The sequence below is a fragment of the Geodermatophilus sp. SYSU D01105 genome, from assembly GCF_054050095.1.
Genome location: NZ_JBJGYR010000016.1, coordinates 1 through 14,904 on the forward strand (window position 1 = coordinate 1; position 14,904 = coordinate 14,904).

The window sequence follows — 14,904 nt, forward strand, 5'->3', positions numbered from 1 at the left end:
CCCTAGCGAACCGACAGGCGCCCGGTCCCCCACCCCCCCCCCCCCGCCCCCCGCCCACCACCCCCCCCCGCCCCCCCCCCCCCCCCCCCCCCCCCCCCCCCCCCCCCCCCCCCCCCCCCCGCTCGGCTGCGGGGTCCCGCGTCAGGTCGCTGCGCGCGGTCTCCCGGCTGAGCACGACGGCGATCGCGGTGAGTACCGCGGCTCCGGCGAGGTACAGCGAGATCGGGAGGGAACTGCCGTACTCAATGAGCAGCGCGGTCGCGATGATCGGCGCCAGGCTCCCGGCCACGATCGAGGACACCTGTCCCGCCACCGACAGGCCGCTGTAGCGCACCTGGGTGGAGAACAGCTCGGAGAAGAAGGACGCCTGCGGCCCGTACATCGCTGCGTGGAAGACCAGGCCGATCGTGCCGGCGACCGCGAGCAGCAGGAACGACTGCGAGTCGTACAGGGCGAAGAAGACGAAGCCCCACACCCCGACGCCCACGGCCCCCGCGAGGTAGACCGGCCGGCGGCCGAACCGATCGGACAACGCACCCATCACGGGGATGGCACCGAAGTGGATCGCGGAGGCGACGAGCGCCGCATTCAGCGCCGTGCCGCGCGATGTGCCCGCCTCACCGGTGGCATAGGCCAGCGCGAACGCGGTGAAGATGTAGTAGCCGATGTTCTCCGCCAGGCGGGCGCCGATCGCCAGGATGATCTCCCGGGGGTACTGGCGCAGCACCTGGACCACGGGCAGCTTGGGAGCTTCCTCCGCCTGGGCGGACTGCTCCCGGGCGGCCCGGAAGACCGGCGACTCCTCGATCGAGACCCGGATCCACAGGCCCACGGCCACCAGCACCGCGCTGAGCAGGAACGGGATGCGCCAGCCCCAGGACTCGAACTGCTGGGCGTCGGTCACCGCGGAGACCAGGGCGAGGACGGCGACGGCGAGGAGGTTGCCCGCCGGCGCACCGGCCTGCGGCCAGGAGGCCCAGTACCCGCGTCGCTCTGGCGTGCCGTACTCGGCGGCCATCAGCACCGCCCCACCCCACTCCCCACCCAGAGCGAAGCCCTGCACCAGCCGGAGCAGGATCAGCAGGATCGGCGCCCAGACGCCGATCGCCCCGTAGGTCGGCAGCAGGCCGATGAGGAACGTCGCGCCGCCCATCAGCATCAGCGTGATGACCAGCATCTTCTTGCGCCCGACCTTGTCACCGAAGTGACCGAAGATCACTCCACCGATCGGCCGGGCAGCGAAGCCCACCGCGTAAGTGGCGAACGCGAGCAGCGTGCCGACGAGCGGATCGAAGTCGGGGAAGAACAGCTTGTTGAAGACCAGCGCGGCAGCAGAGCCGTAGAGGAAGAAGTCGTACCACTCCACGGTCGTCCCGACGAGGCTGGCGCCGACGACCTTGACGATGGGCGTGCGCGACCCCGGCGGGACAGCGGCTTCCTGGTGAGACCTGGACAATGCTCATCCCCTCTCCGTGTGCAGGATCTGGTCAGGTTCCGGATGTCTCCGGCCGAAGGGCGCGAGCCCCCCGGTGATCGAGGGGCCGGCCGCTCACAGGTGGCCGGCTCAGCGTTCGGAACTGGTGCAGCGCCGGCGCGAGAGGCGGCCGGACGACAGGCCAGAGACGGTCCACAGGACCCGGAGCACGACCCCGCGAAGGCCGGCGTGCGGGTGGCCGTCGGCGGTACGCGTCCCAGCGCCGCACGGCAACGGGCAGGGCCCACGGACGACGGTGCAGATCCACGGTCCCCCCTTGCTGCCGGAGCTCCGGCCACAGCATCCCCGGGTTGCCGCAGATCGGCGAGTTGCGGGGGATCTGGATCCGGTGACCGGCGACGCCGGCGTTGCGGGCCACCCCTGTGGACCCACCACACCGGGGCGCCCCGGCGGGTCCGCCCGCCATCCCCGGGTCCCGCACCATCCGGTGCCGGTGGCCGCCACCGCGCGGAATCGGGGTGTGGCGCACGACGTGCAGCACCGCGAGCCCCCGGCCTACGGTGACGGCCATGGACGCAGCGGGCGGGCTGGCGGGACGGCGGGCGCTGGTGACCGGCGGTGCCTCGGGGATCGGGCGGGCCTGCGCGGCCCGGCTGGCCGCGGCCGGCGCCTCGGTGGTGGTGCTCGACCGGGACGGCGAGGCGGCGAAGGCCGTCGCCGCGGAGGTGGGCGGCACCGCGCTGGCGGTCGACCTCACCGACCTCGACGGCCTCGACGCCCTCGACCTCGACGTCGACGTCCTGGTCAACAACGCCGGGCTGCAGCACGTGGCCCCGGTGCACGAGTTCCCGGTGGACCGGTTCTCGCTGATCCTCCGGCTCATGCTGGAGGCGCCGTTCCGGCTGGTCCGCGGCGCGCTCCCGCACATGTACGGGCGCGGCTGGGGGCGGATCGTGAACATCAGCTCCATCCACGGGCTGCGCGCCTCGGCCTACAAGAGCGCCTACGTCACCGCCAAGCACGGCCTCGAGGGGCTGTCGAAGGTGGTCGCCCTGGAGGGAGCGCCGCACGGGGTCACCTCCAACTGCGTCAACCCCGCCTACGTGCGCACCCCGTTGGTGGAGGGGCAGATCGCCGACCAGGCGAAGGCGCACGGCCTGTCGGAGGACCAGGTCGTGGAGCAGGTGATGCTCGCACCCGCGGCGGTGAAGCGGCTGATCGAGCCGGAGGAGGTCGCCGAGGCGGTGGCCTACCTGTGCTCGCCGGCGGCGGCCTCGATCACCGGCAGCTCGCTGGTGATGGACGGCGGGTGGAGCGCCCACTGAGGGATGCCGCGCCGGCGACCCCGGGTGGTGGGCACTCCCGGCGCGGTCCCGTGACGGGACGCGCTCCGACCGCACACCACCGGGCCGGCGAGCGCGGGACGGGGTTCCCCTGCGCCCCTCCTACCCTGGACCGGTGCGCGCCGACCGACTCCCCCGCGAGGTGTGGACCGCGCGGTCGGCGGCGCACGCGGAGCGGGCCGACGCGCTGACCGCCGGGCACCGGGCCCGCCGGGCCACCGGGGAGCGGCACCCGGTCGAGGACTTCCTCTACGAGTACTACTCGACCCGCCCGTCGGTGCTGCGGCGCTGGCACCCCGGTGCCGGGACGGCCCTGGAGACCCCCGCGCCGCACGCCGCCTGGCGGTGGTACCGCGACGACGGGGACGGCGTGGTCCTGGACACCCCCGCCTACCTCGCCGACCGCGGGGACACCGTCGCCTTCGTGCACCGGCTGCTGGCCGCCACCGCGGCCCGGCCCGCGTTCACCGGCTGCTTCGGCCTGCACGAGTGGGCGATGGTCTACCGCCAGGACGAGCACCGGCACCCGCTCCCGCTGCGGCTGGGCCAGGCCGGCACGGACGCCGTCGTCGAGGCGCACCCGATCCGCTGCACGCACTTCGACGCCTTCCGGTTCTTCACCCCCGCGGCGGTCGGGCTCAACCGGCTGCAGCCGACCCGGGCCACCCAGCCGGACCTGGAGCAGCCCGGCTGCCTGCACGCCACCATGGACCTCTACAAGTGGGCGACCAAGCTCGGCCCCGCCGTCCCCGGCGAGCTGCTGCTGGACTGCTTCGAGCTGGCGCGGGACGTCCGCGAGCTGGACATGCGCGCCTCGCCCTACGACCTGCGTGCCTCCGGGCGGGAGCCGGTGCGCATCGAGACCGCCGCCGGGCGGGCCGAGTACGCCGCCCTGCAGCGGGGGTTCGCCGCCCGCGGTGCGGCCCTGCGCGCCGGCCTGCTGGACGTCACCGCGGCGTTGCTCGGCGCTCCCCCGGCCGACCCCGCCCCGTCGCCGGCAGGTCGTACCGTCGGAGGGTGACCTCCACCGCCACCGACCGCTGGCTGACGCTCGACGGGACGACGAACACCCGCGACCTGGGCGGGCTGCCCACCTCCGACGGCGGGAGGACGCGGCGGGGCCGGATCCTGCGCAGCGACAACCTGCAGACGCTCAGCGACGCCGACGTCCGGCGGCTGGTCGACGAGGTGGGGCTGCGCGAGGTGATCGACCTGCGGACGACCGCGGAGGTGCTGCTGGAGGGCCGCGGTCCGCTGCGCGCGGTGCCCACGGTGACCCACCGGCACTTCAGCCTGCTGCCCGAGCGCGGCCACCACACCGACGTGTTCGCCGTCGAGGAGGCCGACCTGCCCGAGCTCCCGGCCGGCTGGGCCGAGTCGATCCTGCCGCGGCAGGTGGCCGAGGGCGACCAGGGCGAGCCGCCGGCGGTGCGCTCCTACCTGGGCTACCTGGCCCACCGGCCGGACAACGTGCTCGGCGCGCTGCGCGCCCTGGCCGCCGGCACCGAGGGCGCGGCCGTGGTGCACTGCGCGGCCGGCAAGGACCGCACCGGGGTGGTCGTCATGTTCTCGCTGGCCGTCGCCGGCGTGCCGCACGAGGAGATCGTCGCCGACTACGCGCTCACCGCCGAGGTGATCGACGCGCTGGTGGCCAAGCTGGCGACCTCGCCGACCTACGCGGAGGACATGACCACCCGCGGCGTCGCCGTCCACACCCCGCGTGCGGAGACGATGGACCGCCTGCTGACCCTGCTCGACGAGCGGCACGGCGGCCCCGTGGGCTGGCTGACCGAGCACGGCTTCGGCCCCGGGGAGCAGGAGGCGCTGCGCGCCCGCCTGCGCGCCTGAGCGAGGGCCGCGGTCAGGCCTCCGGGCCCTCCCGGTCGGCGTGCTTGTGCCGGTACATCGCCGCGTCGGCGGCGCGCAGCAGGTCGTCGGCGACGCCCCACTCCCCGCTGTGGACGGCGACCCCGACGCTGGTGCCGACGGCGACGGCCGTGCCCTCCAGCCGGAAGGTCTCGTCGAAGCACCCGAGCACCCGGGCGACGACGCGGTCGGCGTCCTCGGGCCGGGTCAGGCCGGGGAGCAGGACGGCGAACTCGTCCCCGCTGAGCCGGCCCACCGTGTCGCCGGGCCGCACCGCCGACCGCAGGCGGGCCGCGACCTGGCGGAGCAGCTCGTCGCCGGCGGCGTGGCCCAGGGAGTCGTTGACCGCCTTGAACCGGTCCAGGTCGCAGAACAGCACGCCCACGTGCTGCTCGGGGGCGGCCGCGGCGAGGGCACTGCCGACCCGCTCGAGGAACAGCACCCGGTTGGGCAGCCCGGTGAGCGCGTCGTGGGTGGCCTGGTGTCGGACGGTCTCCAGCAGCCGGGCCTTCTGCAGCGCCGTCGAGGCCTGGTCGCCGACACCTCGCAGACGGGTCAGCACCTCGCCGTCCAGGCCCGCCGGTGACCGGCCGGCCGCCCAGCTCGCGGTCGCGACGCCGAGGAACGTCCGGCCGGCGAGCAGGGGGACGGCGACCGCGTGCGTGACGCCGAGCGCGGTGAGCATCCGCGCCAGGCCGGCGCTGCAGGTGGCGGCGTCGAGGACGCGCGGCCCGCGGTCGGTGAGCATCCCGACCAGCTCGGGGGTGTCCTCGGCGCGCAACGGGGTGGCCAGGAGTTGCTCGCGCCGGGACTGGTCGGGACCGGCGACGGCGGCGGCGAGCAGGGCGCCGTCGGCGGGCTCCCACAGCAGCATGGTCGCGCTGTCGGACCCGACGATGCGCGGCAGGGCGTCGGCCACCACCGCGCAGACCGCCGCGGCGTCCCCGGCCTGGGCCAGCTCGTGGGCCAGAGCCAGCAGCGCACCGGCCCGCTGGGCCTCCCGCCGGGCGCTCTCCAGCGCCATGAGCAGGTCCAGCGTCGCCGCCGCGTGGCCGGCGTACGCGGACAGCAGCCCGCGCTCGTGCCCCAGGCCGCCGTCGCCCGGGCGGTAGACCGCCGCCAGGCGGCCGTGCGTGCGGCGGGCGGAGGCGACGTCCACGGCGACGACGTTCGGACCGGGGTCGGCGCCGCCGAGCAGGGTCGCGGCCAGCCCGTGGACCGTCTCGGCCGGCAGCCCGGCGCCGTGCACCAGCGGCGGTCCGCCCTCGGGGTCGGTGACCGCGAGCACGTACCCGGGGGCCAGGACCGCCTCGGCGGCCCGCGCGACGATGCGCCGCAGCACGGTGTCCACGTCGTCGCTGGCCACCAGGTCGGCGGCCGCGGACTGGAGCACCCGCAGCTGGTCGTGCAGGGCGGACAGCTCCGGCTGGGCCTGCGCGGCGGTGACCCGCGGGCGGCGCCAGCGGCGGCGGTGCTCCCAGGTCAGGTGGTAGACGCAGGCGGGGTGCCCGTCGGACTCGCACTCGTCGTGCAGGACGTCGGCCGGCGGCAGCCCGAAGACCGCAGGCACCATGCCGACCAGGCCCTGCGCGTACTGGCAGTCCAGCCGGGAGTGCGCGTAGCCGGGACGCAGGGTGAACCGGATGGTCGCATGGCCGCCACCGACCTCCAGCATCTCCATCGTGGAGGTGGTCGAGAACTTCGCGACCGCCCGCGGCAGCTGCCGGTACACCTGCCCCGGCGAGCCCATCGCCCGGACCAGGAGGACCAGCGCCGGGCTCAGCCCGTGGGCGAGCGCCTCGCGCCCGACGCGGAACATCGTCGCCGGGTCGCCGAGGACCTCGGTGGCCGCGGCGAACAGCCGGATGCGGGTCTCGTAGCTGGTCCAGTGAGAGGGGCTGGCCAGCTGCTCGGCGGGCGTGGACACCCCGGCCCTGCGCAGGACCTCGCTGACGGCGGCGTCCCCGGCCTGGCGCCGCACGTAGCCGAGGACCAGGCCGGTGGTGGCCCCGGAGGTCTCGCGGGGCTCGGGCGACGGCGCGGGAGCGGTCACCATGGGTCCCCTCCTGCCTGAGCGCGTCGTAGGGGGCACGTCCGGCCCGATCTCCTCACGCCTGCTCGATCGGCATCCCCGGCGGTGCGGTTGAGGACAACGCCCCGAAGGGGGTACCCCGGTCCCGCGGGGCGGAGGCCCTTGCGTGCCGCCGTCCGGGGGTGTACCAACGGTCTGTACCCCTAGGGGGTACGGGTACAGCGACGGGGAGGGCCCATGGACGCCACCACGCACCACCACACGGGGCACACGGAGCCGGACGCCGCACGTGGCCGGACCTCCTGGGCCACGGCCGCCTCCGCGACGCTGCACTGCCTCACCGGCTGCGCGATCGGCGAGGTGCTCGGCATGGTCATCGGCACGTCGCTCGGGCTGCACGACGCGGCCACCGTCGCCCTGGCCGTCGCCCTGGCCTTCGTCTTCGGCTACGCGCTCACCATGCGCGGCGTGCTGCGCGCCGGCCTGCCGTTCCGGCGGGCGCTGACGGTGGCCCTCGCGGCCGACACCGTGTCGATCGCGGTCATGGAGGTCGTCGACAACGCCGTGGTGCTGTCGGTCCCCGGCGCCATGGAGGCGGGCATCACCAGCGCCCTGTTCTGGCTGGCCCTGGCGGGCGCGCTCGCGGTCGCCTTCGTGGTCACCCTCCCGGTGAACCGGTGGATGATCAGCCGCGGCAAGGGCCACGCCGTCGTCCACGGCCTCCACTGAGGCGGGGCCGCGTCCCGCTCGGGACGCGGCCGCGGACAGCAGACGACCCCGGTCTCCGGGGACGGAGGCCGGGGTCGCGCGTTGTCGGTGCGGCGCCTCAGCGGAAGGTGTACCCGCTGCCGTTCGCCATCGTCAGCAGCTCGTCCCGCATCGCCGGGCTGCTGGTGCGCGCGAGGGCGCGGTCGATCGCCCGGCGCGTCCGCGCCGCCTGCCGACGAAGCCGCCAGCTGGAGGTCACGCTGTTCATCGTCCGTTGCCTTCTTCCGGTGTCGTCGAGAGGTCGTACCCGTAGCAAGCCAGGTACGAGGTCGATTATTCCGAAGGAACGCAGGCGGACGGCGTGACACGGCGACGATTGCTCACCCCGGAGGGTGAGTTCGGCCTCAGTCGACGCCGGGCTCGGCAGCGAGGGGTGACATCGGTCGGGATGTCGTCACCGTGCGTCGGACTGCTCCGGCGTCTCTGCGGAGCAGCCCTGCAGGGGCCGCCCGCTGTCGAGCGCCTGCGGGCGCGAGGCCGGCCTCGGGGCGGGGTCAGGACGCAGCGAGGTGCCATGATCACCGCGTGACGTCCCAACCGCGGCGGGTGCGGCTGGCGACCTGGCCGACGCCGCTGGAACCCGCGCCACGCCTGGCCCGCGCGGTGGGGCTCGCCGGGGGCGACCTGTGGCTCAAGCGCAACGACCTGGTCGGCCTCGGCGGCGGGGGCAACAAGGTGCGCAAGCTGGAGTGGCTCGTCGGCGCAGCCCTGGACGACGGTGCCGACGTCCTGGTGACCACTGGCGCCGCACAGAGCAACCACGCCCGGCTGACCGCGGCCGCCGGGGCCCGGCTCGGCCTCGACGTCGTCCTCGTGCTGGCGGGGCGATCCCGGGGCGGCCTCGTCGGGCAACCTGACCCTGGACGGGCTGCTCGGGGTCCGCGTCGTCTGGGCCGGGGAGGCAGACCACGCCGGGCTGGCCTCCGCTGCCGAGGAGGTCGCCGCCGACCTGGTCCGCGACGGTCGCCGGCCCGCCGTCGTCCCCTTCGGCGGCTCCAGCGCTCTCGGCGCCCGCGGCTACCGGGAGTGCGCCGAGGAGCTGCTGGTGCAGGCGCCGGACCTGCGCACGGTCGTCACCGCCCTCGGCTCGGGCGGCACGATGGCCGGCCTGGTCGCCGGGCTCGGTGTGGAACGGGTGCTGGGCGTGCACGTCGGCGCGGTCGCCGACCCCGCGCGGACGGTCGCGGCCCTGGTCAGTGAGCTGACCGACGAGGAGTGCGACCCCGGCGGTCTCCGGCTGGACCGGGACCAGGTGGGCGAGGGCTATGCGACGCTCCCGGAGCCGGTCGTGGCCGCACTGGCCACCGCCGCCCGGTGCGAAGGCGTCGTCCTCGACCCCGTCTACACCGGGCGCGCGCTGGCCGGGCTGGCGGCCGCCGTCGCCGCCGGGGACGTGCGGCCAGGTGAGCGAACGGTGTTCCTGCACTCCGGTGGCCTGCCGGGCCTCTTCGGCTCGGCGGCTGCGGTCCGGCGAGCGGAGGCGATGCTCGGCTGATCCCGGGCCCCGTCCCGGCTGCCGAGCCGGGCCGGCACCGCCCCGGCCCGGGTCGTCGTCAGGCCGCTCGCCGGGGCACGCTCCGTGCTTCCGAACTCAGTCCACGCCGAGCACCGCCCGGACGGCGGCGCGGGCGCCGTGCGGGTCGTCGGCGGCGAGGGCGGCCTCGGCCGCCTGTCGGCAGGTGTCGGTGTCGACCGTGGCCAACCGCGCCCCGACCCCGGCGATGGACGACGCGGCACAGGACAGCGAGGTCACCCCCAGTCCCACGAGCACGCACGCCAGCAGCGGGTCGGCCGCGGCCTCGCCGCAGACGCCGACCGACCTGCCGGCCCGGCGGCCCGCGTCGGCGGTGACCCGCACCAGGCTCAGCAGCGCCGGCTGCCACGGGTCGGTGAGGTCGGCGAGGTCGGCGGAGAGCCGGTCGGCCGCAAGGGTGTACTGCGAGAGGTCGTTGGTGCCGATCGACAGGAACTCCACGTGCTGGAGCAGCCGGTCGGCCAGCAGCGCCGCGGACGGCACCTCGATCATCACGCCGGGCACCAGGCCCCGGTCGCGCACCAGCCGGCCGAACTCCGCCGCCTCGGGGACGGTCGCCACCATCGGGGCCATCACCCACGGCTGCGCACCGGTCCGCCGCGCCGCCTCGGCCACCGCGTCCAGCTGCCGCTCGAGCAGGCCCGGGTCCCGGCGGGCCACCCGCAGGCCGCGGACGCCGAGGGCCGGGTTGGCCTCGTCGGGCATCGTGGCGAAGGCCAGCGGCTTGTCCGACCCGGCGTCCAACGTCCGGACGACGACCCGCCGGCCCGGGAATGCCTCGAACACCTCGGCGTAGCCGCGGGCCTGCTCCTCCACCGACGGCTCCTCGGCGCGGCTGAGGAACGCCAGCTCGGTGCGCAGCAGGCCGACCCCCTCCGCGTGCGCGGCGGCCGCCGCCCGGGCTCCCGCGCCGTCCTGCACGTTGGCCAGGACCTTCACCTCGACGCCGTCCCGGGTGCGGCCCGGCCCCCGGTACCCGGCCAGGGCCGCGGCGGCGGCACGGGAGGCCTCCACGCGGGCACGTGCCTCGTCGGGCTCGGGGTCGACGGTGACCGTGCCGCGCTCGCCGTCGAGCAGCACGGTGGCGCCCGCCGGGACGTCGTCGAGCCCCCCGACCGCGACGACGCAGGGCAGCCCGAGCTGGCGGGCGATGATCGCGGTGTGGCTGGTCGTCCCGCCGAGGCGGGTGGCCAGGCCCACCACCCGGGCCGGGTCGAGGCCGGCGGTGTCGGCGGGCGCGAGGTCCTCGGCCAGCAGCACCGACGGCACCTCGGGGCGGGGCACGCCCGGCTCCCCCTGCCCGGTGAGCTCGGCGACGATCCGGTCGCGCACGTCGCGCACGTCGGTGACCCGCTCGGCCATCAGCCCGCCGAGCGAGGTAAACAGGTCGATGAACTGCTGGGCGGCCTGCACCGTCGCGACGGCGGCCGGCGTGCCGGCGTCGATCCGCTGCTCCACGGCCGAGAGCAGGCCGCGGTCGCGGGCCAGCCCCGCGGTGGTGGCCAGCACCTCGGCACTGACCCCGGTCGCACCGGCGGCCCGCTCGGTGAGCCGGTCGGCGACGACGGTCGCCGCGGCGACGAAGCGCTCGCGCTCCCCCGCGCGACGGTCCTCGGGGACGACGGCGCCCTCGTCGGCGGGCAGCTGCACCGCCCCTGACGGTCGGACGACCGGGCCGAGCACCACGCCGGGCACGACCGGGGTGCCGGGCAGGACCACGGGCCCACCGGTCGGCGGCAGGGCGGCGGTTCCGGGTGCGGTGGTGGACATGGGTACCTCGCCTCGGTTCGGGGGTCGGAGGAGCAGGACGACCGGTGACCAGCGTCACGAAAAGGTGTTGACTTGTCAACGGATCGGACGTAGAACAACAGCATTCCAACGCAAAAGCCACACGATCGGGCAACAAGAGGGGGAGCGTTCGTGTACCCCGAGGAGCGTCAGCAGGCCATCGCGGGGCTGGTGGCCGACCGGGGCCGGGTCGCGGTGACCGCCCTGGCCGAGCAGTTCGGCGTCACCACCGAGACGGTGCGCCGCGACCTCGCCGTCCTCGAGCGGGCCGGCACGCTGCGCCGGGTGCACGGCGGGGCCGTCCCCGCCGGGGCCCTGACCTACGTCGAGACGGCGCTGACCGAACGGCACGGCACCCGCAGCGAGCAGAAGCGGAAGATCGCCGCCGCCGCGCTCGACCTCGTGCCCGGCTCGGACGGCAGCGTGCTGCTCGACGGCGGCAGTTCCACCGCCGCGCTCGCCGACCTCCTGCCGGGCGACCGCCGGCTGCTCGTCGTCACCCACTCCGTGCCCATCGCCGCCCGGCTCGCGGCCGCTCCCGGCCTGGAGCTGCACGTGCTCGGCGGCCGGGTGCGCGGCATCACCCAGTGCGCGGTCGGTACCCCCGCCCTCGCCACGCTCGCCGACCTCCGCGTGGACGTCACCTTCCTCGGCACCAACGGCGTCACCCCTGAGCACGGGTTCACCACCCCCGACGACGCGGAGGCCGCCGTGAAGCGCGCCATGGCCCACGCCGGCCAGAAGGTCGTCGTCCTCGCCGACAGCAGCAAGCTCGGCCGCGAGCACCTGATCCGGTTCGCCGCGCCGACCGACGTCGACGTCCTGGTCACCGACGCCGACGCCGACCCCGCGAACGTCGCCCGGCTCGAGGACGCCGGTGTCGAGGTCGTGATCGCGTGAGCGCCGTCGTCACCCTCACCGCCAACCCGAGCCTGGACCGCACGCTGGCCCTGCCCGGCCCCCTCCAGCGCGGCAGCGTGGCCCGCCTGGGGCCGAGCTCCACCGAGCCCGGCGGCAAGGGGGTCAACGTCGCCCGCGCGCTGGCCGCCGCGGGCGCCGACGTGGTGACCGTGCTCCCGGCCGGGGACGACGACCCGATCGTGGGCGCGCTGCACCGGCTCGGGCTGCCGCTGGCCGCGGTGCCGATCGGGACGCCGGTCCGCACCAACTACACCCTCGCCGAGCCCGACGGGACCACCACCAAGCTCAACGAGCCCGGCGCCCCGCTGGACGCCGCCACGCGCGCCGCCCTGGTCGCGGCCCTGCACCGGCACGCCGAGGGCGCCCGCTGGGTGGTGCTCTCGGGCTCCCTGCCGCCGGGCACCCCCGTCGACTGGTACGCCGAGCTGGTCGTCTCCCTGCGCGACACCGGCGCGCGGATCGCCGTCGACACGTCCGAGGCGCCGCTGCTCGCCCTGCTCGCCGCCGGGCCGGAGGCGGCTCCGGACCTGCTCAAGCCCAACTCCGAGGAGCTCGCCCAGCTGGCCGGCGTGCCCGAGGCCGAGCTGACCGCCGACCGGGACGCGGCGCTGGCCGCCGTCGCCACCCTGCACGGGCGCGGCGTGGCCGAGGTGCTGCTGACCCTCGGCGCCGACGGCGCGCTGCTGTCCGCGGCCACCGGAGGGGTCTGGTCGGCGGCCCCTCCCCCGATCGCCGTCCGCAGCACCGTGGGCGCCGGCGACTGCAGCCTGGCCGGCCACGTGCTCGCCGACCTCGCCGGCGCCGACCCGGCGAACCGGCTGCGCAGCGCGGTCGCCTACGGCGCGGCCAGCGCGTCCCTGCCGGGGTCGGCCGTCCCGACCCCGGCCCAGGTGGACGGCGAGGCCGTCCGCGTCACCGTCGTCCGGGACCCCGAGGGCCCCGCCTCCGGATCCCGCTCCGCTCCCGGCACCACCGCTGCACCCGGCACCACCCCCGTCCCGGCCGCCGGCCGCGACGTCCGCTGACGCCTCCCGGAGAGGTCCGCCATGCCCGCCCTGATCACCCCCGACCTGGTCGTGCTCGACGCCGACCTGGGCACCGACAAGAGCGCCGTCGTCCGCCGGCTCGCGGCCCTGGTGGCCGAGGCCGGCCGGGCCACGAGCGCCGACGGCCTCGCCCAGGACGCCCTCGCCCGGGAGGCCCAGGCCGCCACCGGCCTGCCGGGCGGGATCGCCATCCCGCACTGCCGCTCCGAGGCGGTCACCGAGGCGTCGCTGGCCTTCGCCCGCCTGTCCCCGGAGGTGGACTTCGGCGCGCCCGACGGCCCGGCCGACCTGGCCTTCCTCATCGCCGCGCCGGCGCACGGCGACGCCGACCACCTCACCCTGCTCACCGCGCTGGCCCGGGCCCTGGTGCGGCCGGAGTTCGTGGCCTCGCTGCGGGCGGCGGGGTCCGACGCCGAGGTCGTCGCGCTCGTGCAGGAGGTCGTCGCCCCCGAGCCGGCGGCAGCCCCGATCGGCTCCCCCGCCGGCGCGCCGGCGCCGACCCCCGCCCCGACCCCGGCCCCCGCCGCCGCGGCGGAGACCCAGGCCGGCACGCGCAGCCTGGTCGTGGTCAGCGCCTGCCCGACGGGGATCGCGCACACCTACATGGCGGCCGACAAGCTCACCGCCGCCGGGCAGGCCGCCGGCGTCGACGTGCACGTCGAGACCCAGGGTTCCTCGGGCTCGACGCCGCTGGACCCGTCGGTCATCCGCGCCGCCGACGCGGTGATCTTCGCCGTGGACGTCGGTGTCAAGGACCGCGAGCGGTTCGCGGGGAAGCCGGTCGTGCAGTCGGGCACCAAGCGGGCCATCAACGAGCCCGACGTGATGATCCGCGAGGCGCTGGCCGCTGCCGACGACCCCAACGCCCGCCGGGTGCCGGGCGGCGCTGCGGATGAGACCGCCGCCGCGTCGTCCGCGGGCCGGCCGGGCACCGGCTCCGAGGTCCGCCGCTGGCTGCTCACCGGCGTCAGCTACATGATCCCGTTCGTCGCGGCCGGCGGCCTGCTCATCGCGCTGGGGTTCCTGCTCGCCGGCTACCCGGTCGCGCTGACCAACCCCGACTCCGGCAACTCCTGGGCGCAGGACTGGGTGGTCAACAACTCCCTGTTCGACCTGCCCACCAGCACGGTCGCCGACCTCAACGGCGGACTGGCCGGCTACCTCGGCGCGATGCTGTTCTTCATCGGCTCACTGGCGTTCTCCTTCCTCGTCCCGGCACTGGCCGGCTACATCGCCTACGCCATCGCCGACCGGCCGGGCATCGCGCCCGGCTTCGTCACCGGCCTGGTCGCCGTCCAGGTCAATGCCGGCTTCCTCGGCGGACTGATCGGCGGCGTGATCGCGGGCTTCGCGGCGCTCTGGCTGAGCCGGCTGAAGGTCGGCCGCGTCGCCCGCGGGCTGATGCCGGTCGTGGTCATCCCGCTGTTCGCCACCCTCTTCGCCAGCGGTCTGATGGTGCTCGTCCTCGGCCGTCCGCTCGCCGCGGCCATCACCGGGCTGACCAACTGGCTCAACGGCCTCTCCGGCACCTCCGCGGTGCTGCTCGGGATCCTGCTCGGCCTGATGATGGCCTTCGACATGGGCGGCCCGGTCAACAAGGCCGCGTACGCCTTCGCCACGGCCGGCCTGTCCAGCTACATCGCCAACCCGACGGAGAACACCGGCCCGCTGGTGATCATGGCGACGGTCATGGCCGCCGGGATGGTGCCGCCGATCGCGCTGTCCCTGGCCACCGTCGTCCGGCCGAGGCTGTTCACCCCGGCCGAGCAGGAGCAGGGCAAGGCCGCGTGGCTGCTGGGCCTGGCGTTCATCACCGAGGGCGCGATCCCGTTCGCCGCTGCCGACCCCCTGCGGGTCATCCCCTCGATCATGCTCGGCGGCGCGACCACCGGCGCGATCGTGGCGGCCGCCGGCGTCCAGGCGCAGGCTCCGCACGGCGGCATCGTGGTGTTCTTCGCGATCAACGGGTTCCTGATGTGGCTGCTCGCGATCGTGGTGGGCACGATCGTCGGCGCGGCCGCCGTGATCGTCGCCAAGAGCATCGGCCGGAAGAGGGCCGAGGCCGTGCCCGAGGACGCCGTGGACCTGGCCCACGCGCACACCGCCGCCCCCGTCACCCAGCCGGCTCGCGCCTGAGCCGCCAGGCTGTACCCCGACCCCGAACCCCAGAG

At 75.9% G+C, this 14,904-nt stretch carries 12 protein-coding genes and 1 pseudogene; 9 read left to right on the forward strand and 4 right to left on the reverse strand.

Annotation, left to right across the window (positions count from 1 at the left end; translation table 11 throughout):
- Positions 1–1,456, reverse strand: a 1,456-nt coding sequence (locus ACI79I_RS15790) for an MFS transporter (RefSeq protein WP_456993266.1), incomplete at its 3' end; no start/stop codon positions are given.
- A gap of 548 nt (positions 1,457–2,004) precedes the next feature.
- Between ACI79I_RS15790 and ACI79I_RS15795 the strand changes: the two genes are divergently transcribed.
- From ACI79I_RS15795 to ACI79I_RS15805, 3 genes are all read left to right on the forward strand, one after another.
- Positions 2,005–2,760 (forward strand): 3-hydroxybutyrate dehydrogenase, encoded by a 756-nt coding sequence (locus ACI79I_RS15795; protein ID WP_456993267.1) that lies wholly within the window; start codon positions 2,005–2,007, stop codon positions 2,758–2,760.
- A gap of 133 nt (positions 2,761–2,893) precedes the next feature.
- Positions 2,894–3,799 (forward strand): 3-methyladenine DNA glycosylase, encoded by a 906-nt coding sequence (locus ACI79I_RS15800; protein ID WP_456993268.1) that lies wholly within the window; start codon positions 2,894–2,896, stop codon positions 3,797–3,799.
- Positions 3,796–4,626 carry a tyrosine-protein phosphatase gene (locus ACI79I_RS15805; RefSeq protein ID WP_456993269.1) on the forward strand — a complete coding sequence of 277 codons (831 nt, stop codon included), beginning with the start codon at positions 3,796–3,798 and terminating at the stop codon, positions 4,624–4,626. Before ACI79I_RS15800 ends, ACI79I_RS15805 begins: the two co-directional genes overlap by 4 nt.
- Before the next feature lie 13 nt (positions 4,627–4,639).
- On the opposite strand, the gene ACI79I_RS15810 is transcribed toward ACI79I_RS15805, so the two are convergent.
- A complete protein-coding gene (locus ACI79I_RS15810) occupies positions 4,640–6,700 on the reverse strand; it encodes a diguanylate cyclase domain-containing protein (RefSeq protein ID WP_456993270.1) in 2,061 nt (686 codons plus the stop codon).
- Positions 6,701–6,913: 213 nt separating this feature from the next.
- On the opposite strand from ACI79I_RS15810, the gene ACI79I_RS15815 reads away from it, so the two are divergent.
- Positions 6,914–7,405, forward strand: coding sequence for a DUF4396 domain-containing protein (locus tag ACI79I_RS15815; RefSeq protein WP_456993271.1), 492 nt, complete (start codon positions 6,914–6,916; stop codon positions 7,403–7,405).
- A 97-nt stretch (positions 7,406–7,502) separates the two neighbouring features.
- Here the strand turns inward: ACI79I_RS15815 and ACI79I_RS15820 are convergent, their stop codons facing one another.
- Positions 7,503–7,643: a hypothetical protein gene (locus ACI79I_RS15820; RefSeq protein WP_456993272.1), complete on the reverse strand. Its 141-nt coding sequence runs from the start codon at positions 7,641–7,643 to the stop codon at positions 7,503–7,505.
- 404 nt (positions 7,644–8,047) lie between these two features.
- On the opposite strand from ACI79I_RS15820, the pseudogene ACI79I_RS15825 reads away from it, so the two are divergent.
- Both ACI79I_RS15825 and ACI79I_RS15830 read left to right on the forward strand, forming a co-directional pair.
- Positions 8,048–8,203, forward strand: a pseudogene (locus tag ACI79I_RS15825) (D-cysteine desulfhydrase family protein); the annotation flags it as partial.
- A gap of 109 nt (positions 8,204–8,312) precedes the next feature.
- Positions 8,313–8,939: a pyridoxal-phosphate dependent enzyme gene (locus ACI79I_RS15830; RefSeq protein WP_456993402.1), complete on the forward strand. Its 627-nt coding sequence runs from the start codon at positions 8,313–8,315 to the stop codon at positions 8,937–8,939.
- 96 nt (positions 8,940–9,035) lie between these two features.
- On the opposite strand, the gene ACI79I_RS15835 is transcribed toward ACI79I_RS15830, so the two are convergent.
- Positions 9,036–10,748: a putative PEP-binding protein gene (locus tag ACI79I_RS15835; protein WP_456993273.1), complete on the reverse strand. Its 1,713-nt coding sequence runs from the start codon at positions 10,746–10,748 to the stop codon at positions 9,036–9,038.
- A gap of 150 nt (positions 10,749–10,898) precedes the next feature.
- On the opposite strand from ACI79I_RS15835, the gene ACI79I_RS15840 reads away from it, so the two are divergent.
- The 3 genes from ACI79I_RS15840 to ACI79I_RS15850 are packed head-to-tail and all read left to right on the forward strand — an operon-like array spanning position 10,899 to position 14,869.
- Complete coding sequence (locus ACI79I_RS15840) at positions 10,899–11,666, forward strand: DeoR/GlpR family DNA-binding transcription regulator (protein ID WP_456993274.1); 768 nt, start codon at positions 10,899–10,901, stop codon at positions 11,664–11,666.
- On the forward strand, positions 11,663–12,712 hold the full coding sequence (locus tag ACI79I_RS15845; protein ID WP_456993275.1) for a 1-phosphofructokinase family hexose kinase: 1,050 nt from the start codon (positions 11,663–11,665) through the stop codon (positions 12,710–12,712). Before ACI79I_RS15840 ends, ACI79I_RS15845 begins: the two co-directional genes overlap by 4 nt.
- A gap of 21 nt (positions 12,713–12,733) precedes the next feature.
- Complete coding sequence (locus tag ACI79I_RS15850; protein WP_456993276.1) at positions 12,734–14,869, forward strand: PTS fructose transporter subunit IIABC; 2,136 nt, start codon at positions 12,734–12,736, stop codon at positions 14,867–14,869.
- The last annotated feature ends 35 nt before the right edge of the window (positions 14,870–14,904 follow it).